The sequence below is a fragment of the Rhizobium sp. P1_E1 genome (assembly GCF_056406015.1).
Map to the genome: position 1 here is coordinate 65681 of NZ_JBFUAY010000023.1, position 22622 is coordinate 88302.

18 protein-coding genes and 1 other RNA gene are annotated in these 22622 nt (G+C 62.4%); 7 read left to right on the top strand and 12 right to left on the bottom strand.

Annotated features, from left to right (window positions below; genetic code table 11):
• Window positions 1-127: 127 nt before the first annotated feature.
• The 4 genes from hflC to AC1D1Z_RS11595 all read right to left on the bottom strand — a co-directional run bounded on the left by hflC (window position 128) and on the right by AC1D1Z_RS11595 (window position 3645).
• Window positions 128-1084, bottom strand: a complete 957-nt coding sequence (gene hflC / locus AC1D1Z_RS11580; RefSeq protein WP_018242812.1) for a protease modulator HflC — start codon at window positions 1082-1084, stop codon at window positions 128-130.
• Window positions 1085-1087: 3 nt separating this feature from the next.
• Complete coding sequence (hflK, locus tag AC1D1Z_RS11585; RefSeq protein WP_018446516.1) at window positions 1088-2170, bottom strand: FtsH protease activity modulator HflK; 1083 nt, start codon at window positions 2168-2170, stop codon at window positions 1088-1090.
• 148 nt (window positions 2171-2318) lie between these two features.
• Window positions 2319-2837 carry a dihydrofolate reductase gene (locus tag AC1D1Z_RS11590; RefSeq protein WP_047623387.1) on the bottom strand — a complete coding sequence of 173 codons (519 nt, stop codon included), beginning with the start codon at window positions 2835-2837 and terminating at the stop codon, window positions 2319-2321.
• A gap of 13 nt (window positions 2838-2850) precedes the next feature.
• Window positions 2851-3645, bottom strand: coding sequence for a thymidylate synthase (locus AC1D1Z_RS11595; RefSeq protein ID WP_018242815.1), 795 nt, complete (start codon window positions 3643-3645; stop codon window positions 2851-2853).
• Window positions 3646-3756: 111 nt separating this feature from the next.
• Between AC1D1Z_RS11595 and ssrA the strand changes: the two genes are divergently transcribed.
• The 4 genes from ssrA (at window position 3757) to AC1D1Z_RS11615 (ending at window position 5391) form a co-directional block, all read left to right on the top strand.
• Window positions 3757-4119, top strand: a transfer-messenger RNA (tmRNA) gene (ssrA, locus tag AC1D1Z_RS11600).
• Between the two features lie 127 nt (window positions 4120-4246).
• Entirely contained in the window at window positions 4247-4762 is a 516-nt protein-coding gene (locus tag AC1D1Z_RS11605; RefSeq protein ID WP_018446518.1) for an SspB family protein, read from the top strand.
• Between the two features lie 50 nt (window positions 4763-4812).
• Entirely contained in the window at window positions 4813-5007 is a 195-nt protein-coding gene (locus tag AC1D1Z_RS11610; RefSeq protein ID WP_018242817.1) for a DUF4169 family protein, read from the top strand.
• A 159-nt stretch (window positions 5008-5166) separates the two neighbouring features.
• A complete protein-coding gene (locus AC1D1Z_RS11615) occupies window positions 5167-5391 on the top strand; it encodes a ribbon-helix-helix domain-containing protein (protein ID WP_018242818.1) in 225 nt (74 codons plus the stop codon).
• A 105-nt stretch (window positions 5392-5496) separates the two neighbouring features.
• Here AC1D1Z_RS11615 and AC1D1Z_RS11620 read toward each other — a convergent pair whose 3' ends face one another.
• From AC1D1Z_RS11620 to AC1D1Z_RS11630, 3 genes are all read right to left on the bottom strand, one after another.
• Window positions 5497-9207, bottom strand: coding sequence for an AsmA family protein (locus AC1D1Z_RS11620; RefSeq protein ID WP_130652751.1), 3711 nt, complete (start codon window positions 9205-9207; stop codon window positions 5497-5499).
• A gap of 202 nt (window positions 9208-9409) precedes the next feature.
• A complete protein-coding gene (locus AC1D1Z_RS11625) occupies window positions 9410-10822 on the bottom strand; it encodes an FAD-binding oxidoreductase (protein WP_018242820.1) in 1413 nt (470 codons plus the stop codon).
• A gap of 162 nt (window positions 10823-10984) precedes the next feature.
• On the bottom strand, window positions 10985-12019 hold the full coding sequence (locus tag AC1D1Z_RS11630) for an aldo/keto reductase (protein WP_130652752.1): 1035 nt from the start codon (window positions 12017-12019) through the stop codon (window positions 10985-10987).
• 92 nt (window positions 12020-12111) lie between these two features.
• Here AC1D1Z_RS11630 and AC1D1Z_RS11635 point away from each other — a divergent pair, with 92 nt between their 5' ends.
• Both AC1D1Z_RS11635 and AC1D1Z_RS11640 read left to right on the top strand, forming a co-directional pair.
• Window positions 12112-13014: a LysR family transcriptional regulator gene (locus tag AC1D1Z_RS11635; RefSeq protein ID WP_130652753.1), complete on the top strand. Its 903-nt coding sequence runs from the start codon at window positions 12112-12114 to the stop codon at window positions 13012-13014.
• A 256-nt stretch (window positions 13015-13270) separates the two neighbouring features.
• Complete coding sequence (locus AC1D1Z_RS11640; protein WP_018242823.1) at window positions 13271-14365, top strand: AbrB family transcriptional regulator; 1095 nt, start codon at window positions 13271-13273, stop codon at window positions 14363-14365.
• 60 nt (window positions 14366-14425) lie between these two features.
• Here AC1D1Z_RS11640 and AC1D1Z_RS11645 read toward each other — a convergent pair whose 3' ends face one another.
• Window positions 14426-15340: an AraC family transcriptional regulator gene (locus tag AC1D1Z_RS11645; protein ID WP_018446523.1), complete on the bottom strand. Its 915-nt coding sequence runs from the start codon at window positions 15338-15340 to the stop codon at window positions 14426-14428.
• 45 nt (window positions 15341-15385) lie between these two features.
• Between AC1D1Z_RS11645 and AC1D1Z_RS11650 the strand changes: the two genes are divergently transcribed.
• Complete coding sequence (locus AC1D1Z_RS11650; RefSeq protein WP_477850571.1) at window positions 15386-15793, top strand: DUF2000 family protein; 408 nt, start codon at window positions 15386-15388, stop codon at window positions 15791-15793.
• A 49-nt stretch (window positions 15794-15842) separates the two neighbouring features.
• On the opposite strand, the gene AC1D1Z_RS11655 is transcribed toward AC1D1Z_RS11650, so the two are convergent.
• The 4 genes from AC1D1Z_RS11655 to AC1D1Z_RS11670 form a co-directional block, all read right to left on the bottom strand.
• Window positions 15843-16508 (bottom strand): YiaD family glycine zipper/OmpA-like lipoprotein, encoded by a 666-nt coding sequence (locus AC1D1Z_RS11655; RefSeq protein WP_012758248.1) that lies wholly within the window; start codon window positions 16506-16508, stop codon window positions 15843-15845.
• Window positions 16509-16781: 273 nt separating this feature from the next.
• Window positions 16782-17780, bottom strand: a complete 999-nt coding sequence (locus AC1D1Z_RS11660) for a flagellin N-terminal helical domain-containing protein (protein ID WP_018242826.1) — start codon at window positions 17778-17780, stop codon at window positions 16782-16784.
• 372 nt (window positions 17781-18152) lie between these two features.
• A complete protein-coding gene (locus tag AC1D1Z_RS11665; protein WP_112904112.1) occupies window positions 18153-21308 on the bottom strand; it encodes an efflux RND transporter permease subunit in 3156 nt (1051 codons plus the stop codon).
• On the bottom strand, window positions 21305-22516 hold the full coding sequence (locus AC1D1Z_RS11670; RefSeq protein WP_112904114.1) for an efflux RND transporter periplasmic adaptor subunit: 1212 nt from the start codon (window positions 22514-22516) through the stop codon (window positions 21305-21307). The genes AC1D1Z_RS11665 and AC1D1Z_RS11670 overlap by 4 nt, the downstream gene beginning before the upstream one ends.
• Between the last annotated feature and the right edge of the window lie 106 nt (window positions 22517-22622).

Sequence of the window (22622 nt, forward strand, 5' to 3'; positions counted from 1 at the left end):
CACCTTTTCGCRAAATCCCCGTGCAATGTGACGTGGCCTCGCAAAAGCCCAATTATAGCGACCATTCCACGAAAAAAGGGCCGGCACTCGGGCCGGCCCTTCCAGGATTATCGGGGTATCCCCTGCTTCAATTCGTCGGCTGGGCAGGAGCCCCAGGCGCTGCCGGAGCCGGCACTGCCGGGCTTGCTGGCGACGGCTGCAGAGTGCCGGCGGCATTGTCGAAATAGCGGAAGAATTCCGAATTCGGCGACAGCACCAGCGTCGTGTCCTGCGACGAGAGAGCGGAGGAATAGGCCGCCATCGAGCGATAGAACTCGAAGAAGGCTGGATCCTTGCTGAAGACTTCGGCGAAGACGCGGTTGCGTTCCGCATCGCCCTGGCCTCGAAGGATTTCCGCATCACGCTGGGCGCCCGCGGTGAGCTCGACAACCTGACGGTCGGCGATGGCGCGCCGCCTTTGGCCTTCCTCATTGCCCTCAGCACGGATGCGCTCCGCCTCGGCAAGGCGTTCCGAACGCATGGCATTATAGGTGTTCGGCGCAACCTCCGGCGAAAGGTCGGTGCGGCGGATGCGAACGTCGTCTATATGCAGGCCGAGATTTTCGGCATCCGTGCGCAGATCGTCGCGAATCTCCAGCATCATTGCGACACGCTCTTCCGAGAGCGCGGCATTGTAGTCACGCAGACCGTAGACGCGGCGAAGCGATGAATCGAGCTGCGCCCTCAACCGCGCTTCCGCAGCCTCGCGATCACCCGACACCGTTTCGCGGAAACGGCGAACATCCGAGATGTTATAGATCACGAAGGCATCGACGTCGAAGGTCTGGCCGTCCTGGACCTGAACGCGGATATTGTCGAGATCGAGCCTCAGCGCCTGCTTTTCGACCAGCTGAACGCGGTCGGCATCCATGAAGCCGAAAGGCAGCTTGAAATAAATCCCAGGCTCGGTCTTGACCGACTGGATCTGGCCGAAGCGGACGACGATGGCCTGCTCACGTGCATTCACCACGAAGATGGACGAATAAAGCCCGACCAGCACAATGGCGAGGATGAGGAGAATGATGGGAAGTCTGTTCGATGTCATGACTCAACCTCCCTGTTGCGCCGGTTTGCCGAGCTCATTGAGCGGCAGATAGGGCAGGACGCCCTGCTTCTCGTCGATGATGACCTTCCGGGAGTTCTTCAGCACCTGCTCCATCGTTTCGAGGTACAACCGCTTGCGGGTCACATCGGGCGCCTTGGAATATTCGTCGTTGATCGCCGTGAACCGCTGCGCCTCACCTTCCGCCTCCTTCACCACACGGTCCTTGTACGCGGCTGAATCTTCGCGGATTCTGGCCGCATCGCCTCGCGCCTGGCCGAGCTTTTGGTTCGTGTAGCGATTGGCCTCTTCGATCGTGCTATCGCGGTCACGGCCGGCACGCTGGACTTCTTCGAAAGCATCGGCGACTTCCCGCGGCGGCGCCACGTTCTGGATCGTCACGCCGGTCACGGTCACGCCCGCGCCATAGCGGTTCATCGTGTCCTGCAGGATATTGAGCACATCCACTTCGATCGGCTGGCGATTACTGCGGAAGGCGTCCTGCGCCGGACGCCGGCCAACGATTTCACGCATGGCACTGTCGGAAACCTGCTGCAGCGTCTCTGCCGGATTTTCGACGTTGAAGAGATAGGCCTTGGGATCGCTGACGGTGTAGAAGACAGCGAACTGCACGTTGATGACGCTCTTGTCGCTGGACAGCATCAGGCCGTTCGAAGACGATGCCGAAGTCGCCCCGATGTTCAATTGCTGCACGGTCACCTTGACCGTCTCCACGGTCTCCATCGGCCACAGGTGGAAATGCAGGCCCGGCATGGAAATCTCGGCCTTCGGCTTGCCGAACCGCAGTTCGACGCCGCGTTCGTCCGGCTGCACGACATAGATGCACTGGATCAGCCAGAAGACGGCGACGATCGCCGCGACGATCACCGCCACGCCGCCGTTGAAGCCGCCGGGAATGATGTTGCGCAGTTGGTCCTGGCCGCGCCGGATGATATCTTCCAGATCAGGCGGTCCGCCCTTGCCGCCGCCACCGCGCGGCCGGTTCGGCCCCTGTCCCCATGGTCCCTGATTATTACCGCCGCCGCCGCCCCAAGGGCCGCCGCCGCCATTCTGATTGCTCCAGGGCATCAAAACCTCGTTGTTCGTTAAGTCTCCACGCATCCGAAACCGTGGGGGCTGACCGGCGGACGCGTTGGTGACCGTTATAGGTATCGCCGCATCGCCTTTCAACGCAGCGTGAGAAACTTGGTCAATTTAATTGGAAAATAGTTCATTTTCAGGCGTGACGGCGTTCGTAGACGATGAAACGCGTGGGATAGCTGTCCTTTTCGCCGGCCGGAACCGCGATCGCCTCCCCCGCCTGCCAGGTGTCGGGATCGATCACGGGAAACGACGCGTCTCCATCGAGATCAGCCTCGACATGCGTGATGCACATCCGGTCGGCAAGGCCGATCGCCTGGGCATAGACCTGCCCGCCGCCCAGAATGCAGATTTCGTCGACGCCGGTTTCGAGCGCCAGCCTTTCGGCCGCCGTCATCGCCTCCGGCAGCGTATGGGCCATGGAGACATCAGGATGGTCTATCGCCGCCTGCCGCGAGATGACGACGTTCGGCCGTCCCGGCAGCGGCCTGCCGATCGAATCGTAGGTCTTGCGGCCCATCACCACAGGCTTGCCCAATGTCAGCGCCTTGAAGCGCTTGAGGTCGCTCGAAAGCCGCCACGGCATGTCGCCGTCGCGGCCGATAATGCCGTTGCGGGCAACGGCGGCGATAATGGTCCTGCGGATGTCGGCCATGGAATATCCTGGATCAGACGGCGATCGGCGCCTTGATGCTGGCATCGGCCTCGTAGCCGATCAGCTCGAAATCGTCGAAGGTGAAGCCGAAAATGTCCTTCACCTCAGGATTGATGCGCATGAACGGCAGCGGCTTCGGCCGGCGTGCAAGCTGCAGTTTCGCCTGGTCGAAATGGTTGTGATAGAGATGGGTGTCGCCGAGCGTGTGGACGAAATCGCCAGGCTTCAGTCCGGTCACCTGAGCCACCATCATCGTCAGCAGCGCATAGGAAGCGATATTGAACGGCACGCCGAGGAAGATATCGGCCGAGCGCTGGTAGAGCTGGCAGGAAAGCTTGCCATCAGCCACATAGAACTGGAACAGGCAATGGCAGGGCGGCAGCGCCATTTCGTCCACTTCGGCCGGATTCCAGGCCGAGACGATGTGGCGGCGCGAATTCGGATTGTTGACGATGCCTTTGACGAGATTGGCGATCTGGTCGATATGGCCGCCGTCGGGCGCTGGCCAGGAGCGCCACTGGGCGCCGTAAACAGGCCCGAGATCGCCGTTTTCATCGGCCCATTCGTCCCAGATCGAAACGCCGTTCTCCTTGAGATAGCGGATATTCGTCTCGCCCTTCAGGAACCAGAGAAGCTCGTGGATGATCGAGCGCAGATGCAGCTTCTTCGTGGTGAGGACGGGGAAGCCCTCTTCCAGATCGAAGCGCATCTGGTAGCCGAAGACTGAGCGTGTGCCGGTGCCGGTGCGGTCGCCCCGGTCGGAGCCCTTTTCCATCACATGATTCAAGAGATCGAGATATTGCTTCATGTCGCGCTGATTCCGTTTCGGCTAATTTAAGCCTTCAGAACCGGGAAACCAATCACCGCCGGGCATTTTCCCAATGTTTCTGATGGGTCGCATAACGCTTTTATGACGTTTGCCCTTTCCTTGGGCTGAGGAAACCACTATATCACCCATGCTGGCTTTCGGGCCGGCTATGGCGATAAACGAGCGGTGTAATAAACCTATTGGACCCGGGGGCGGTACCCGGCGCCTCCACCAAAAACCGGCGGTCTCGAAGGCCGGCTTTTGATGGGGGCGAAACAGGATCGACAAGGGTGTAAAGATCGTCTTTTTGCTCGGCATTGTACCGCCGTTATCGGGCTAAAATTGTAGTTGCAAACGACAACTATGCGGAAGCTCGTCTCGCTGCTTAATCGCGGTGTGACACTTCAATCAAAGTCCTAGTGGTTCGCACCTCTAGGCGGGGTCCGAAGGCACCTGGCAACAGAAGCCTTCACCTTCTCCCTGCCGCCGAAATCATGTATGCTGCTTAAAAACGTGACTCGGCTCCGGTCTTTCCCAAGGCGCCCGGACGTGGCATACAACCTTGTGAAAAGACTCCGAACCGACGAAAGACAGGAAAAGCATGGGGCAGGATCATATCCGCTACGACATTCTGGCACAGGATGCACTTCGCGGCGTCATCCGCAAGGTATTGGCGGAAGTCGCAGCCACGGGCCGCCTGCCCGGTGATCATCACTTCTTCATCACCTTCCTCACGGGCGCGACCGGGGTGCGCATCTCCCAGCATCTGAAGTCGAAATACCCCGAGCAGATGACCATCGTCATCCAGCACCAGTTCTGGGACATGAAGATCACCGAAACGCATTTTGAGATCGGCCTTTCCTTCTCCGACGTTCCGGAAAAGCTGGTCATCCCATTCAATGCGATCCGCGGCTTCTACGATCCCTCCGTCAACTTCGAGCTCGAATTCGACGTGCCTCTCGCCGATGGCGAGGAATTGCCGTCCGGTGAAATCACCGCCTATCCGGTGGATGCGGCTGGAAAGTCGGATGACGCTGCGGGCGCAAAACCCGTCGATGGCGAAGAGAAGAAACCGGGCTCCGTCGTCTCACTCGACTCCTTCCGCAAGAAACAGTGATTTGAAGGGAGGCCAAGCCTCCCTTTTTCATAGGGAATTCAGGCAAACGCATGAGCGCCGAAATCATCAATCTGCGCCAGTTCCGCAAGAAGCAGGCTCGCTCCGAAAAGGAGAAGCAGGCCGAACAGAACCGTATTTCCTTCGGCCGCGCCAAGGCCGAAAAGCAACTGACCCGCAGCCTGAACGACAAGGCCGACAAGATCCATCGCGACGGCCGGATCGAGACTGATGACGACGGCGCGTGAGGGTTTCACGCAAAGCTTGAAAAGCTGGAATGGATTCTGCGATCAGCCACTTGCGCGGTTTCCTTGAATCGATCTGCCAACCCACGCATGATTTGACAAAACGTCCTGAGCGCGTCCTCGCGGACGCTCGGCGCTATAACCGGGATGTGAAGGCGCTCCATGATCCGCAAGCATTCGGCGACATTGCACGGCCATCGCACCAGTTTTTCGCTTGAAGATGAGTTCTGGGCCGAGCTGAAGATGATTGCCGCGGGCCGTTCGATACCGCTCGCCGCCCTGATCTCCGAAATCGACGACCACCGCCCGCCGGACAGCAACCTGTCCTCGGCGCTGCGCTTGCATGTGCTTTCCTGGCTGAAGGCTGGGGGCGACCGCCAGCCGTGACCCGGGCCTGATGCATGCTGCACAAAACCGTGGGGCGATTTGGGGAGAAAAATCAATGAAAACAAAGATCTGATACGCCCTGCATGAATCAAATTCTACGCAATCTCACTGCGCCTGAACGCCCGGCAACTGGTCAAAATTGAGCGGACCCGGCTGTGCTTGCCCGCTGCGCCGTGCCGCTTCCGCCTCGGCGGCAGCCCTCGCTTGCGCATCCGCCTTCGCTTTGGCTTCCGCCGCGCGTGCAGCCTCTGCCTCGGCAGCAGCCTTCACAGCGGCTGCTTGCTGCGCCAGTGCACGCAGCCGCTCTTCCTCCGCCTGCCGTTGTTGCTCGATCTCGGCCGCCTTGATGCGCTCGGCGTCGTTGAACCGATAGAGCGCCACCTCGCGGCGCAGCCGTTGTTTTTCGAGCACGATCGCCTGCAGCCGTTCGACCCGCCGGCGCTCGCGCTCGAAAGCGCGCAGCGACAGATAGCTGGTGATATCGGTCACATCCATCGTCTTGCCGGGTGATGGCAGCATGCCGGAAAAATTCAGCCTGAGCGCCGGCTCCGCACCAGAAAGCGCTTCGGTGCCCGGATTGAACCCGACACCCAGCGTCGCGCTGACCCGCTCTTCCGGCAGCGCGATCTGCGCATCGGCGGTGATGCGGGCGAGATCGTTGGCGACGGTGACATTCTGCACCCTCAGCGTCCCGTCGGTGATGTTGAAGGGGACGCCGAGCGGCGGCAGCTTCGCCTCGCCGTTGCTGAGCAGCGTTTCGATGATCGGATGCACCTTGCCGGCATTGATCTGCTCCTGCATCGTATCGGTCGCGGCAAGCAGCGGCGGAAGGATGGCAAGATTCAGCCCGCGTATGCTGGTATCGCCAAGCCTCAGTTCGCCCGAACCATTGAGCGAGCTGGCAATTTCGCCGATCGTCTTGCCCGAGGCCTCCATCGACAGCGACAATCCGAACTTGCCGTTGGCGATCGGCGCGCCGTCGCGCAGCCAGACGACGCCGGAAAGATCGGAATCGGCAAGCGCAAGCTTCGTCTGCAGGAAGCCGGTGCCGTTGGCATTGGTGAAGAGCAGGTTGCCGGAAAGCTTTCCACCGTCCCAGTTGCCGGCCATGTCGTTGAGCTGCAACTCGTCGCCCTTGTAGGCGACGTTGCTGGTGAAGTCCGACACCGCCGTATCCGGCAGGCCCGGCCAGAACTGCTTGGCCATCAGCTTCACGTTGACGTCGAGATCCTTGAAGATGGGCAGCCCCAGCGGCGCCGTCGTCAGCTGACCGTTGGCGGGATCGACGATCTGGCCGAACACCGCCTCGCCGAGCCAGCCGGCATCGGCCTTGGTGAGTGTCAGCCCACCGCTCGCGGTCGTCTTCGCAGCCTTCCGGTCGAAGGTCAGCGCACCTGAAAATTCGTTATCGGCCGCATGCCCCTTGAGATCCGAAAAGACGATCTTGTCGCTGTCGACGGCGGCATTGACCTGCAGGCCGAGCGGCAACCCGGTTCCGGTCTGCGGCAGGGCGATGCCGTTCATGATGAGATAGGGGTCAATATCGGCACTGTCCAGCGAAAGCCCGATCTGGCCGTTCATGAAGGTCTCCGGCCGAACATCGACCTTGCCGTTGGCGGTGAACGAGGTCCGGTCGGTCGCAAAGCTCAGGGCCGCATCGGCGGGATCATTGCCCGATGCCTTCACCTTCAGCGTCAGGCGGCCATTGGCCCCGACATCGACCGGCAGCGGGTCGAGCCCGGCCTGGCCGAACAGGATGGACGGCACGGCGTTTTCGAGCGTTGCCTCAAGGCTCGTCGTGCCATTGCCGGTCAGCGCCAAGAGGTCGGACATGCGGTAGTCGAGATTGACGCGGCTGCCGTTCGAGACACCGGCAAGTGTCACCGTCAGCGCGTTGCCCTCGTCGCCGCCGAGCGTCAGCGCGCCGCGAAGCGCCGTATTGCCGTACCACCCGGCATTGCGCACCAGCCGGTCGAGCACCGGGTGATGCGGCAGGTGCTCGCGCAGCATGGTAAAGAAGCCGCCGGGATCGGCCGATTTGAAGGTGATTTCACCCGCGCCTTTGTAGTCGAGCAATGAGCCTTCCGCTCTGCCCGTCGCCGTCAGCTCGGCGCCTGCGATATCCTTGATCGACAGCCGGTCGACGGCAAGCGCGCCATCGGCGATCGTAAAGGTGGTCTCGACATTGTCGGCACTGACGCCGAAGGCGGTGAACTTGTCGGCCTTAAGCTGGGCGGCGATCTTGTGGTCGAGCACGTTGTCGCCGGCATCCTGGCCGGTCATGAGCCCGCTCAGCGCCTGCAGCGCGTCGAGATCGAGCGTATCGCCGTTTAGCGCCACCGACAGCGTCGGCGTCTGGCCGGAAATCGCCTGGCGCTCCAGCCGGCCCTTCAGCGTCGCCGGTCCGATGGCAATCTCGAGATTTTCGAAACGCTGCAATTCATGCGTCAGGCTGACATTGGCGGAAAAGCCCGCCTGCCGCAGTTGCCGGATGGCCGGATCGACCGCGCCGGCAAGCCAGGAGGCAAGCCCGGTCGGCTGGCTGGAAGCCACCACGATCTGGCCGTTGAACGAGGCCTCACCCTGAAGCAGGAGCTTGCCCTTGCCTTCCACCTGCGTGCGCCCCGGCAGCGTGCCGGTGGCGCTGTCGATCATCCAGCCGGTGCCGGCCGGCTCGAGCTCCAACTGCACGTCACGCAACGTCGTATCACCGGCGACGATCGCCGGCAGCTTGACGCTCGCCTTGCCCGGCACCTGCGGGATCGGCACCTGCCCGACGATATCGATCAGCGAATTCAGCCGTTGGCGCGCCGAAACAGCCGCATCGCGCGTCGTCTTGCCGGCAGTGCCCTGATTGCCGATACGGTTGACGTCGATCTGTTGCCCGTCGGCGGTCAGCAGGAATTCCGGTGCATTGCCGGTATCGAGCGTCGCCTCGCCGGTTATAACATAGGGATCGTCGGTCGGGCCGATCTCCATCCGGTATTCGGGAATGCGGATGCGTTCATTGGTGAGCTCGAAGCGGCCCTTGACGCGCGGCGGCTGCTCTTTTTTGTTGGCGGGCTTGGCGCTGTTGCGGATCTCGATCGCCGCCGAAAGCTGGCCCTGATAATTCGGCTTGCTGTCGACGAGCTTCAGCTCGCCGTCGAGATCGACGCTGACAGGGTGCTTGTCCGGCGAAAGCCTCGTGCGCATGCGCAGCACGCCCTTGTCGTCCGGCTGGCTGCTCGAGATCGAGAAGCCGCCGTGCTCGCCGTCAAGCGCAGCGTCGCCCTCGATGCGCCAGGGGCCGGCCAGCGACTTTGCCGACATTTCCGCATTGAGGCCGGTGATGCGACGCGAGCGGCCCGACTGGTCGTCGATGAATTCGACCTCGCCGCCGCTGACATGCACGTTTTCGAGAACGACGGTCCTTGCCGGTATTTCCGCGCGGCTGCCGCGCATCCAGTCGAGCGTGCCGTCCTTGAGCAGTCTCAAGCGTACCTTCGGATTGACGATGCGCATGTCGAAGATCAGCGCTTCGCCGGACAGGAAAGGTGCGAGCTCCGCATCCATGGAAAACTGCTCGACCTTGACGATCGGCGTGCCGTCCGCTTCCTGGCCGACGCGCACATCATGCAGCGTCACCGATGGAAACGGCAGCAGGCGCGCATCTACCGTGCCGTAGACGGTGACTTTCTTACCGATAATGCGGCTTGCCTGATCCTCGAAATTCTTGCGGAAATCCGTCCAGTCGATGAACAGCGGCGCAAGCAGCGCCACAAACAGCACTACGACGATCACTCCCCCCAGAAAGACGAGGAACCGGCCTACCAATGCAAAGCGTCTCCATTCGGGATTCTGTTGCCGACACTAGAGCATGATGCCGAAAAGTGTGAGCGGTTTTCGGACGACATCATGCTCTAACTCTTTATTTGAGAACAGGATTCAGATTTCAGGTTGAGCTGGCCCAACATCATTCTGTTCTAGCGCTATTCATGCCGGGGGCAAGGCCCAAGTTCATGAGAATATTCCGTTTTCAGCCATGGTGGAAAATCTTGCCGGGATTGAAGATATCGTCTGGATCGAGCGCCTGTTTCACCTGTCGCATCAGATCCACCGCGCCGCCGAGCTCCTGTTCCAGAAACGCCATCTTGCCTTGCCCGATCCCGTGTTCGCCGGTGCATGTCCCGTCCAGGTCGAGCGCTCGCTGGTTGAGCCGCTGCACGAAGCTCTCAGCCCTGGCGATGTCTTCGGCACTTTTGTCGTCGAACAACAGCAGCACATGGAAGTTCCCGTCGCCGGCATGGCCGACAATCGGCCCCAACAGCCCGTGCTCCTCGATATCCGCCTGCGTTTCGGAAACACAATCGGCGAGCCTCGATATCGGAACACAAACATCGGTCGAAAGTGCGGCAAGCCCAGGCGCCAGCGCCCTTGCGGCCCAATAGGCGTCGTGGCGCGCCTTCCAGAGCTTCGTCCGTTCCTCGGCATTGGCCGTCCACAGGAATTCGCCGCCGCCGCATTCCGCCGCGATCTCGGCAAAGGCTGCCGATTGCAACGGCACCGTCTCGTCGGTGCCGTGAAATTCGAGGAACAGTGTCGGGCTTTCGGCATAGGAGAGCTTGGAATAGGCGTTGCAGGCCCGCATCTGTACCGTGTCGAGCAGCTCGATGCGCGCCACCGGAATGCCCATCTGGATCGTCATGATGACGGCATCACAAGCGGCCTTGATGCTCGGAAAGGCACAGGCCCCTCCGGCGATCTTCTGCGGAATCGCCTGCAAGCGCAGCGTTACCGAGGTCAGGATGCCGAGCGTGCCCTCGGCGCCGACGAAAAGCCGCGTCAGGTCGTAGCCCGCCGAGGATTTGCGGGCGCGCCGGGCCGTGCGGATCTCCTCGCCATTGGCGGTGACCGCGGTGACGGCAAGCACATTGTCCTTCATCGTTCCGTAGCGCACGGCATTGGTGCCGGAGGCCCGCGTCGAGGCCATGCCGCCGATCGAGGCGTTGGCGCCGGGATCGATCGGGAAGAACAGGCCGGTATCGCGCAGGTGGATGTTCAGCGCCTCGCGTGTCACACCCGGCTCGACGGTACAGTCGAGATCTTCCGGATTGACCTCGAGCACCCGGTTCATGCGGCTGAAATCGATCGAAATACCGCCATTGGCGGCATTGACCTGGCCCTCCAGCGAGGTGCCGACACCGAAGCCGATCACCGGCACCTTGTGAGTCGCACACGCCCTGACCGCCACCTTCACGTCCTCGGCGCTCTCGGCGAAGAGCACACCGTCCGGCAGCTGCGGCGGGATGTAAGTGGTCGTATGGGCATGTTGTTCGCGGAAGGACTGGCCGGTCTGAAAACGCTCACCGAAGCTCTGCTTGAGAATACCAAGCACCGCGGCAATTCCGGCCTCGTTGCGTGTGCCCGCCTTCGCGTCCTTCAGCGCCATCCCTTTGATCTCCCTGCCATTCCGCAGAAACCATATCGTGTTCCGCAGGTCAGGCTGGGTATGCGGCAAGTCTAAGCGGCTGTCCAGTTAAGATTGGCAGAAGATTTCATTCCTACTTTGTTATAGGCCGGTTGTTATAGCCAGGTCCGCAGTCCCCGCACCTCAGACAATCGGCGGATTGAGCCGCCCAAAACCCGCCTGCCTGCGATAGGGAAAATAGGGATAGGGCGCCGTGACAGTGCTTATGGCGTCGAGCCTTTCGATCTGCTCCCTCGACAGGCTCCAGCCGACCGCGTCGAGGTTCTGCCGGAGCTGTTCCTCGTTGCGGGCGCCAATGATGACGCTCGATACCGTCGGCCGGTTAAGCAGCCAGTTGATGGCGATCTGCGGCACCGTCCGGCCGGTTTCTAATGCGATCGCGTCCAGCACCTCGACGATGTCGAATAGCTTCTCGTCGTCGACAGGCGGGCCGTATTGCGCCGTCTCGTGCAGCCGGCTTGCCTTGGGCAGCGGCTGGCCGCGGCGGATCTTGCCGGTCAACCGTCCCCAGGCAAGCGGGCTCCAGACGAGGGCTCCCACACCCTGGTCGGCGCCAAGCGGCATCAGCTCCCATTCGTAATCGCGCCCTGCCAGCGAATAATAGACCTGATGGGCGACATAACGCGGATAGCCGTGGCGCTCGGCGGCGGCGAGCGACTTCATCAGTTCCCAGCCGGCAAAATTGGAAACGCCGACATAGCGGATCTTGCCTGCGGCGACGAGCCCGTCGAGCGTCGACAGCACCTCCTCGACCGGCGTCGAGGCATCGAAGGCGTGAAGCTGCAAGAGGTCGATATAGTCGGTCCCGAGCCGGCGCAGCGCATCCTCGGTCGCGCGGATCAGCCGCGCCCGCGACGTTCCCCAGTCCTGCGGCCCCTCGCCCATCGGCAGTGCCGTCTTCGTCGAAATCAGCACAGCGTCGCGCCGGCCGCGGATCGCCTGGCCGAGCACCTCTTCGGAGGCGCCGGCCGAATAGACGTCGGCTGTGTCGAAGAGATTGACACCCGCTTCAAGGCAGATGTCGACGAGCCGCCGCGCCTCTTCCGCATCGGTATTGCCCCAAGCGCCGAACAGGGGACCACTGCCGCCGAATGTGCCCGCGCCGAAGCTCAAGACCGGCACTCTGAGGCCGGAGGCGCCAAGATTTCTGTAGTCCATGGATCTGTCTCCTGTATTTCCTATGAGATAGACCTTGGTCTCTCGATGATATAGATTGCCTAAAAGCAAATCATTTGTGACTTAAATTCATCATGAGTCGTCAGGACATCAATCGCTCCGGCGAAATGGAAGTCTTCGTCAGCGTCGTCGAACGTGGCGGTTTTTCCGCCGCCGCTACCGCCCGGCGCATGACGCCGTCGGCTGTGAGCAAGCTCGTCGCCCGACTGGAGACACGCCTCGGCGCCCGCCTCGTCAACCGTTCGACCCGCAGGCTGCAACTGACGCCGGAAGGCTGCGCCTTCTACGAGCGCAGCATCGCCATCCTTGCCGATATCGCCGAAGCCGAACGTCAGGCCTCGACAGGCGAACAGGCCTCGGGCCGCATCCGCATCAACACCAGCGGCTCCTTCGGCAACCATGTGCTGGCGCCGCTCGTGCCTGCCTTCATGGCGCTTCATCCGGCCGTGACGCTGGATATTTCCCATACCGACAGGATAGTCGACTTGATGGAAGAACGCGCCGATGTCGCGATCCGCGCCGGCCCGTTGAAGAATTCCAGCCTGATCGCCCGCAAGCTTGGCGCCACCAGCAAGATCGTCGTCGCATCGCCGGATTATCTATCGCGCCACGGCGAACCGCGCTCGGCTGCCGATCTCCGCCGCCATTGCCGCATCGGCTTTTCCTACGCCCGCGCCGTAGAGGGCTGGCCGCTGCGCGAGGACGGCGAAACGCTGATGATCCCGATCACCCCCGGCGTGCAGGTGGGAGACGGCGAAGCCATGCGCCACCTCGCTTTATCAGGCGCCGGCCTTGCCCGCCTTGCCGCCTTCACCGTGCGCGCCGATATCGATGCCGGGCGCCTGGTGCCGGTGCTCGAAGAGGCCAATCCCGGCGATCTCGAGGAGTTCTACGCCCTCTATATGGGCCAGGGCGGGCTATTGCCGGCGCGTGTACGCGCCCTGCTTGATTTTCTCGCCGGCCATGTGCGTTTGTGACGGTACCCCGCCCAAAACCGCGCAGCGGCTCAAGAGGGAGACATACATAAAAACAATGACTTAGCGCGGCAACATGAATCAAATTCGCATCTTAAGGCGCCGAGTAGCCAAATTTCGCAATTGACCGCTCGTCTTCCACCCGCCTATACCGGACCCGCGCCAGCCGGCTCTCGTAGCCGGCCTTTTTTCGTCATGCCGGAGCCCCTCCCATATTCAGCCTCAGGGCTTGGCGCCGGCCAGGAAAGACACGGGGATCATGTCACTCAGCGACGCAAGCCGCCTGCTGCGGGATGCCGGCCTGCCGAAATGGGCGCTGCTGCTCGCGCTTTCCTCAGCTCTTGTCGTCTTCCTCGAGCTCTTCGCCCTGCCGGCCTCGCTGCTGATCGGACCGATGGTCGCGGCAATCGCACTGGCGCTGACCGTCGGCAAGGGAAAGCTTCGCGTGCCCTTCTGGCCGCTGCAGTTCGGCCAGGTCCTCGTCGGCCTGATGATGGCGCGCACCATCACCCCTGACATTCTCGGCACCATGGCGAAGGACGCGCCGCTCTTCCTGCTGTTCATCTTCTCGGTCATCGCCATCGCCACCGGCCTCGGCTGGCTGCTGACGCGCTGGCAGGTGCTGCCGGGAACGACGGCGGTATGGGGCTCCTCGCCGGGCGGCGCCTCCGCCATGGTCATCATGTCGGAAGCCTATGGCGCCGATGGCCGTCTCGTCGCCTTCATGCAGTATCTGCGCGTCGTCTTCGTCGCCGTCGGCGCCTCGGTGATCTCGCGCCTGTGGGTGGCAGCCGACGGCGCCGAGCCGCCGCCGCTTGTCCTCTTTCCCGAGATCGACTGGCCGGACTTTGCAGCGACGATGGCTTTTGCGGCCTTTTGTGCCTATGGCGTTTGGCGCCTGCGCCTCCAGGGCGGCACGATCATCGTCCCGCTCTTTCTCGGCGCCTTGCTGCAGGGCACGGGCCTCCTGAAGATCGAGCTGCCGATGTGGCTGCTCGCCATCGCCTATGCGCTCGTCGGTTGGAGCATCGGCCTGCGTTTCACCCGCTCGATCCTCAAGCACGTGGCGCGCGCCCTGCCGAGGGTATCGGCCTGCATCGTGCTGCTGATGGCGCTCTGCGGCTGCATGGCGGTGGCGCTTCACGTCTTCGCCGGCATAGACCCGCTGACCGCCTATCTCGCCACCAGCCCCGGCGGCGCCGATTCCGTCGCTATCATCGCCGCCTCCAGCGATGTCGACGTGCCCTTCGTCATGGCGATGCAGACCGGTCGCTTCCTGGTGATCCTGATGATCGGCCCGATGCTCGCCCGTTTCATCGCGCGCCGCTCCGGCCTTGCGGAAAATCCCGCTTGATGCATATCGCACCAAAAGCGCGCAGCGGTTTTGGGATAACGACATGCATAAATCAAAGACTTAAAGCGCGTCGCATGAATCCGGATTGACGCGACGCGCTTTAGAGCGCGGCGCGGAGTTATGCGCGAGCGCTGCCCACTGGCCGGGCGTCATGCCGTATGCCTTCTTGAAATGGCGATTGAGATGGCTCTGATCGGCAAAGCCGGTCGCCGCCGCCACATCGGAAATCCCTTCGCCCGCGCCGATCATCGCCCGCGCCCGCTGCAGCCGCCGCATCAAAAGGTAGCGATGCGGGCTGGTGGCGAAGACCGCCCGGAAATGCCGCGACAGCGCGAAACGGTCGAGCCCCGTCACCGCTTCCAGCTCTAGGGAATGCACTGCCCGGGTCGCATGCGCCTCAAGATAATCTCGCGCCGCCTGCGCCTGCCGCCAGGCGACATCGCCGAGCGGCCGGCGCGGCATGCGCGCATGCCGTGACAGCTCGCCGGTCACCCGCGATACGAAATCGTCGACGAAAAGCTCGTCCAGTTCGCGGTCGAGTTCGCCGAGTGCTGCCAGCAGCACGCCCGCCAGCGCGGGATCGCCGATAACGGGTTCATCGACAAAAGGCAGGCCGACGCCATCGGCTTCCAGGCATTCAAGAAGCAGCGACGGCTCCAGATAGAGCATGCGGTACTGCAGCCCGTCCTCGGTCCCCGCCCCGCCGTCATGCTCCTCATCGGGATGCAGCACGATCACCTGTCCCGGCATGCTGAAGCGCCGCTCGCCGCGATAACGAAAGGTCTGAACCCCCTTCAGGGTCACGCCGAGCGCATAGGTATCGTGTCGGTGCGGCTCGAAGGCATTGCCTGAGAACTGCGCCGCGATGCGCTCGATGCCGGGAAAGGCCGGCGCAGCCAGGATGGCGTTGCCGGATGGTCCCGCGCACAAACGTTCAAGACCTTCGAAGACCTGCGGATGTAAATCCTGGTTCAACGCGCCCGATACTCCATAACCCGTAGTTAGGTGAAAGACCGTCCGATGTTTGATACCAAAATTGCCGTCGTCCTGCGAAACAATCTTGCCGGCTGGCAGAAGCTGAACGTCACCGCCTTCCTGATGACAGGCATCGCCGGCCGGCATCCGGAGATCATCGGCGAAGACTATAGGGACCGCGCTGGCAATCTCTACAATCCGCTATCGATCCAGCCGATCATCGTGCTCTCTGCCGACGAGGCGACGATGTCAGCCGTTCACCGCCGCGCGCTGGAGCGCGATATTGCCAGCTCGCTGTTCATCGAGGAGATGTTTGCGACCGGCCACGACGCAGCCAATCGCGCCGTCTTCGCCGAATTTGCTCCCGAAGACGCGAAGGTGGTCGGCATCGCGCTGYGCGCCGAAAAGAAGATCGTCGACAAGATCACCAAGGGTGCGACGATGCAGCATTAACAAAAACGGCCGGGCTAGGCCCGGCCGCTTCAAAGGTAGAAAATCCGCTTCAGCCCTGCGTGATCGGAGCGATCTGGATCTCGACGCGGCGGTTCTGCGCCCGGCCGGCCTCACTCGCATTGGAGGCGACCGGCTGGGACGGGCCGAAACCGACGGCGGAGACGCGGCGCTGGTCGATGCCCTGGCCGCCGAGATAATCGGCAACCGACAGCGCACGGCGCTGCGACAGGTCCTGATTGTGCTGCAGGCTGCCGGTCGAATCCGTATGGCCATTGACGTCGATCAGCGTGCGGTTGAACTTGCGCAGCACGATCGCCACCGAATTCAGCGTCGGATAGAAGCCCGGCTTCACCGCGTCCTGGTCGACGTCGAAGGTGATGTTCGAGGGCATGTTGAGGATGATGTTGTCGCCGTTGCGTGTCACCGAAATGCCGGTGCCTTCGAGCTGCGCGCGAAGCTCGGATTCCTGCTGGTCCATGTAATTGCCGATCGCGCCGCCGGCGAGAGCGCCGACGCCTGCGCCGATCAACGCCGCATTGCGCTTGCCGTGGCCGCCGCCGCCGACAGCCACGCCGACGAGAGCGCCGCCGAGGGCGCCAAGCGCGGCGCCGCCCGCCGTATTGGAAACCTTCTGTTCACCGGTATAGGGGTCGGTCGTCGTGCAGGCACTGAGATAGCTTGCGGCAATAGCGAGAAGTACGAATTTTTTGATCATGGACAGGACGGTCTCCGTTCGACTGATCCGAGCAAATGGCAAGGATTGCGGCAAGAAAATGAAGATGTTCCCCTGATAGGGGAATTTCAGGCGCCGAAACAGAAGCGATGTTGCGGGAATGCGCAGATATCACCAGTTTTAGCGAGTAGTGCGCCTGCGCGACGGTATGGCCGAACGATAGCCTCTGCGGCCAGCGCGACAATCAGCCCTCATGGTCATGAGGCCGAAAGGCCGTCTCGAACCACGAGGGCGGATGGCTGGGTGACCGCACTCTTAGAAATTCTGGAACAACTGCCTGACCGTATCGTAGGTCGCGTTGGCGATATTCAGCGATTGCAGGCCGAGCTGTTGCTGCGTCTGCAGCGCCCTGAGCTTGCTGGACTCTTCCTCCATGTCCGCATCGACAAGCCGTCCGATGCCGGCGGTGATGTTGTCGTGGAGTTTCGTGGCGAAGTCGTTTTGCAGGTTGATGCGCTTCTCCAACGCGCCGAAGGCTGAACCGACTGTCGTCAGCTGCGTCAGTGCCGCATCGACGACACTGATCATTTCGCTGACCTGTCCTTTCGTCGTGACGTCCGAGAGCGAAATCACCACCTGCCCCGTGGTCGTGCCGTTCTTGCTCTCCATCAGCACATAATTCTGCGAGGCGCCGAGCTCGGTGGCGAAATAGGCCGATGTCAGCACGCCGTATTCGCCCGAACCGGTGGCGCGATCGTCGATCAGGTAGCGCGCGTCCTTGGAGGAGGTGCTCCCGGTCGGCGTCGTGTCGATATGGTAGCTCAGCATGCCGACCGAGATCGTGCCGTCGGCATTGCGGATGAAGGAGGCCGGGATCTGGCGCGGCTGGGTCGGCGTCGCGTTGTTGTCGAGAACCACCCAGTTGTCGCTGTTGAAAGTCGCCGCCTCGGAGACGCTGCGCAACTGCTCCTGCAACTGCTTGATCTCTTCGTTGACCTTGTTCTTGTCGATGCCATCTTCGGTCGCGGCAACCAGCTTGGCCTTGATCTCCGAGACGACATCGATGACGTTCTGAACGCCGGTATAGGCCGTTCCCATCGTCGCCGCCGCCATACCGAGCGCATCCTGGATTGCTGAAATCGCCTTGTTGTCGGTTCGCGCAGTGGTCGCGACAGACCAGTAGACGGAATTGTCTCTGGCCTCCGCGACGCGCTTGCCGGTGGTGATGTGGTTTTGCGTGACCGCCATATTGCGGTTGATATCGCGCAGCACATGAAGCGCCGCATCCACCGAGACGCGCTGGTAAATACTCACGGAACTAAACTCCAAAAACACAACAGGACGCAAACTGCACAAGAAATGAACCGTCCGCGCGGACTCTCATGTCCGGGGTCGCTGGAATTCCAGCGCGTTGCGGCCTCCAAGAAACGAAGAAGACCAGTCGGTTACTGATAACAATCATTGCCGTTTATGCTTAACAAACGACTAAACTTCAGAAGTAATTTATCTTATTTCGCAAGGTTTCATACACCATGAGGAGCGCCGCCCGATTACAGCGCCCCGCGTCTTTTCAGACCCGCAAAGGACGGTGTAGCACCTTGAATTGCTGCAAAATTTATCCTTAAATCCATTCCGATTTAAGGGGTTGTGCGGCAGTCCGGCGGCCTTCGAAATCGGATGAACGCCTTATTCGGCGGCCTGCAGCTGCTCGTCGTCGGGCGCAGCGCGCGGCCGCGTGGCGACCGACATCTCTTCGTGCAGGCGCGCCTCCTCATGGGCGTGCGGCTTGGCGAAGCGGGCAAGCAGCAGATAGGCGACCGGCGTGATGAACAGCGTCACCAGCGTCGCGAAACCGAGACCGCCGACGATCACCCAGCCGAGCGCAACGCGCGCTTCGGCGCCCGCGCCATGGGCAAAGACCAGCGGCACGCCGCCGAGGATGGTGGCGATCATCGTCATCATCACAGGGCGAAGGCGTAGCGCGCAGGCCTTCTCGATCGAGGACCGCACATCCTCGCCCCGGTCGCGGAGCTGATTGGCGAATTCGACGATCAGGATGCCGTTCTTCGCCATGACGCCGACCAACAGCACCAGGCCGATCTGGCTGTAGATGTTGAGGCTGGAGCCGGTGATAACAAGCGCGAAGACGGCGCAGGCAAGACCGAGCGGCACCGTCGACATGATGATCAGCGAGGACAGCACGCTTTCGAACTGCGCAGCCAGCACCAGGAAGATGATGACGATGGCGAAGCCGAAGGTCAGCGCCATGCCGCTCGAATTCTCTTCGAGCGTCGCCGCCTCGGCAAGCGGCAGCAGGCGGGAGCCTGGTGGCAGCAGCGGCTCGGCAAGAGCCGTCACTTGGCTGACGGCATCGCCGAGCGACATGCCGTTCCTGAGTCCGGCGGTGATCGCGACGGAGGCGAGCTGCTGCTCGCGATTGAGCTGCGGCGCGACCGACCCTTCCTTCATCGTGGCAATGACCGACATCGGCACGATCTTTCCATCGCCGGTCTTCAGGAACACGTTCTCGAGGTCGGTCGGATCGTCGATCGGCCGCGTCGTCGAGGTCAGAAGCACGGGATAGGATTCGCCGTCGACGAAGACGTCGACCACCGAGCGCCCTTCGAGCAGCGATTGGATTGCCGTCGAAAGCCCGGTTATGTCGATGCCGAGATCCGAGGCGCGCTCGCGGTCGATTGTCACCGACACCTGCGCCTGGCTGGGCTCGTTAGTCAGGCGCGGCGTCTCGTATTGGCCAGTGGCCTCGAGCGCCTGCACCAGCTTGGCGGCCGCCGCCGTCAGCGCCTCGTGATCATTGCCGATCAGCGCCATCTGCACGCCGCTGCCTGCGCCGCGGATGCGCAGGCTGTTCGATGAGATAGCATTGCCGCGCAGAGCCGGCACCCTGGAGGCCGCTTGGTTGATATCGCCGACGATCTCCGCCTGCGTCCTCTGGCGCTCTCCCCAGGGGGCAAGCGTCAGCACCATGAAGCCGCTGTTCAGCGAACCGCCCTGGCCGGAAATCGAGAAGACGTTGCGAATGTCGCCGCTGTCGACCAGCGGCTGCAGATATTCCTCGACGAGCTGCATCTTGTCGCGGGTATATTCGAGGCTCGATCCCTGCGGCGTCGTCAGCCGCATCATCACCATCGACCGGTCCTCTTCGGGCGTCAGCTCACTCTTGACCGTCGAGAAGGCGACGAGTGCCGCACCGGCAAAGATCACCGAGAACAGGATGACCACGAAGGGCGCGTTGAGACAGCCGTGCAGAGCCCATTTGTAGAGATTGGCAAGCGCCCCGCCGAAGCGGCCGAGCACGCCGTGATCTTCGAGCATCGGCTTCGTCAGCATGCGCGAGGCAAGCATTGGACACAGCGTCAGCGCCACGATCGACGACAGCCCGACCGAGAAAGCGAGCACGAAGCCGAATTCGCGGAAGAGTCCACCGACCTGTCCCGGCAGGAAGGAGAGCGGAATGAACACCGCCGCCAACGTCGCCGTCGTGGCGATCACGGCGAAGAACACCTCACGCGTGCCGAGCACCGCGGCCGCGCGCGGTCCCATGCCTTCGGCGCGCCGGCGCACGATATTTTCGAGCACGACGATCGCATCGTCGACAACGAGGCCGGTCGCCAGCACGATCGCGAGCAGCGTCAGAATGTTGATCGAGAAGCCGACCATATAGATCGCCGCCAGCGTGCCGATCAGCGCCACCGGCATGCTGACCGCCGGAATCAGCGTCGCCCGCCAATCGCGCAGGAAGAGATAGATGACGGCGGTGACGATGACGGCGGCGAGCACCAGCGCCAGCACCACCTCGTGGATCGCGCCCTGGATGAAGACGGCGTCGTCGCTGGTGATGGCAATCGTCGTGCCCTCGGGCAGCGTCTTCGACAGTTGGTCGACAGCCGCCTTGATGCCGGTCGAGATGTTCAGCGTATTCGACTGCGCCTGGCGGATGATGCCGAGGCCGATGCCCGGCTTGCCGTTGGAGCGCAGCGCCGTTTCGCCGTCGCGCGGCCCGAGCATCACCGTCGCGACGTCGCCGAGCCGGACGCGGTCCTGTAGGATCACGTTGGAAAAATCCGCCGGCGTCTGCAGGTTGGCGGTGGCGCGCACCACGATATCCTGCGTATTGCTCTTCAGCGATCCGGCCGGCACGTCGAGTGCGGCATTGTCGAGCGCCTTCGTCAGGTCGCCGATGGTCAGCCCGCGGCTGGCGAGCGCGCCCTGGTCGACGTCGACGCGGAAGACCTTCTCCTGGTCGCCATACTCCTCGACGTCGGCAACGCCGTCGACGGAGGCGAGGCGATCGATCACCTCGTTTTCGACGAGCTGCGTCAGGTCGTCCATGTTGAGCTTGGTGGAGGTGACGGCAAGTCGCAAGATCGCCGAGGAATCCGAATCCGCCTTGACGATCTGCGGCGCGTCCGCTTCGTCGGGCAGGTTCTGGGTGATGCGGCCGATCGCGTCGCGCACGTCGTTGGCGGCGACCGCGAGATCGATCGCATCCGAGAATTCCAGAGTGACCCGGCTCTGGCCGAAGGAAGAGGTCGACGAAATCGACTTCAGGCCGCTGACGCGCGCGACCGCCCCCTCGATCACCTTGGTCAACTCCTGGTCGATCGTCTGCGGCGAAGCGCCGTCGAAGGTGGTGCGCACGGTGACGACGGGACGGTCAACATCCGGCAGTTCGCGCACCTCGACGCCGACATAGGCGGCAAGGCCGGCGACGACCATCAGCGTGTTGAACACCAGCGCCAGGATCGGCCGGCGAACGAAAAGTGCGGTGAAGCTCTGCTTGCCCGAGGCCCTGTCCTGATGAATCTCGGTCACGCTCATTGGGTGGCGACCTCCGCAGTCGCGGCGACATCGGCGCTCACACGCACAGCCCCGCCCTCACGCACACGCTGCAGGCCCTGCGTCACGATCTTGTCGCCGTCCTTGAGGTCAGCTTTGACGAGCACGAAATCCGGGTTGCGCTGCACGATGCTGACCCGCACCTTGCGCGACTTGTCGTCATTGACCTGCCAGACGAATGACCCTTGTGAATCCCACTGCACGGAGACCGGATCGACCGCCGGATATTTGTCGCCGGCAAATTTCATGCTGACGCTGAAGGACATGCCGGCGCGCAACTCATCCGAACTATTGTCGATCTTGGCGCGCAGGCGAAGTGTGCGACTTGCCGCGTCGATGCGGTTGTCGACGGCTTCGACCACGCCGGAAAAGACCTGTCCCGGCCGCGCCACCGACATCGCCTCGACCGGTTGACCGACCAACACAGTATTGGCGAAACGCTCCGGCACCCAATAATCGACGAGGATTTCCGAACGGTCGTCGAGCGTGACGATCGGGATGCTCGTCGTGACGTTGTCGCCGATATTAACCGGCACGATGCCGACGATACCGTCGATCGGCGCGGTGATGTTGCGCCGTGCGAGATTGAGCTCGGCGGCCTGCAGTTGCAGCCGCGCGCCCTGCTCGGCAATCTCGGAATCGAAGACGTCCATGCGCGACACGCTGGACTTGATATTGTGATAGAGATTGGACTTCTCGACGGCGGCTTTGACCGCCACGTCAGCCTGGCCGCGGGCGATCACCTGCTCCTCGCTGTCGAGCTTGGCGAGCACCTGCCCGGCCTTCACCCTGTCACCAGACTTGATGAGGATTTCGCGGATCGTGCCCGATGCCTGCGGCGTGACCGCCACCGAGCGGATCGCGTCCCCCGTGCCGATGGCGTTCAGCCGGTCGTTGACGACGCCCTGGACGACAGCCTGCGTCGCGACGAGAATGGCGCTGTTGCGCCCGCCGCCGTTGCGGCGGTTTTGTCCCTGCCCTTGTCCGTCGCCGCGCTGCTGCCCTTGCGCCCGGGCGGGAGCATCGGCATCCGCAGTCTCCTCAGCCTTCGGCGCGATCTTGGAAACGATGCTGTCTGGAATACCTGCATCGCGCATCGTATCGCCGGCGCCGGGCACAAAGAAAACCCACGCGGCAAAGCCGGCAACAATGACGATGAGCGACAGTATAAACTGCTTCCAAAAGGCCATTCACGTCTCCAGAGGGACTCGAGGTTGGACCAGGGTCGGTCGAAAGAGGCGCTGCGGGATCAAGATTCCCGTCTGATGCGACAATATCGCGCGTTTACAGCTCACC

Bases quoted from the DNA above. Each gene is read 5' to 3' on its own strand.
- hflC (WP_018242812.1), bottom strand. From the start codon at position 1,084: ATGACATCGAACAGACTTCCCATCATTCTCCTCATCCTCGCCATTGTG.
- hflK (WP_018446516.1), bottom strand. From the start codon at position 2,170: ATGCCCTGGAGCAATCAGAATGGCGGCGGCGGCCCTTGGGGCGGCGGC.
- AC1D1Z_RS11590 (WP_047623387.1), bottom strand. From the start codon at position 2,837: ATGGCCGACATCCGCAGGACCATTATCGCCGCCGTTGCCCGCAACGGC.
- AC1D1Z_RS11595 (WP_018242815.1), bottom strand. From the start codon at position 3,645: ATGAAGCAATATCTCGATCTCTTGAATCATGTGATGGAAAAGGGCTCC.
- AC1D1Z_RS11605 (WP_018446518.1), top strand. From the start codon at position 4,247: ATGGGGCAGGATCATATCCGCTACGACATTCTGGCACAGGATGCACTT.
- AC1D1Z_RS11610 (WP_018242817.1), top strand. From the start codon at position 4,813: ATGAGCGCCGAAATCATCAATCTGCGCCAGTTCCGCAAGAAGCAGGCT.
- AC1D1Z_RS11615 (WP_018242818.1), top strand. From the start codon at position 5,167: ATGATCCGCAAGCATTCGGCGACATTGCACGGCCATCGCACCAGTTTT.
- AC1D1Z_RS11625 (WP_018242820.1), bottom strand. From the start codon at position 10,822: ATGGCGCTGAAGGACGCGAAGGCGGGCACACGCAACGAGGCCGGAATT.
- AC1D1Z_RS11630 (WP_130652752.1), bottom strand. From the start codon at position 12,019: ATGGACTACAGAAATCTTGGCGCCTCCGGCCTCAGAGTGCCGGTCTTG.
- AC1D1Z_RS11635 (WP_130652753.1), top strand. From the start codon at position 12,112: ATGAGTCGTCAGGACATCAATCGCTCCGGCGAAATGGAAGTCTTCGTC.
- AC1D1Z_RS11640 (WP_018242823.1), top strand. From the start codon at position 13,271: ATGTCACTCAGCGACGCAAGCCGCCTGCTGCGGGATGCCGGCCTGCCG.
- AC1D1Z_RS11655 (WP_012758248.1), bottom strand. From the start codon at position 16,508: ATGATCAAAAAATTCGTACTTCTCGCTATTGCCGCAAGCTATCTCAGT.
- AC1D1Z_RS11665 (WP_112904112.1), bottom strand. From the start codon at position 21,308: ATGAGCGTGACCGAGATTCATCAGGACAGGGCCTCGGGCAAGCAGAGC.
- AC1D1Z_RS11670 (WP_112904114.1), bottom strand. From the start codon at position 22,516: ATGGCCTTTTGGAAGCAGTTTATACTGTCGCTCATCGTCATTGTTGCC.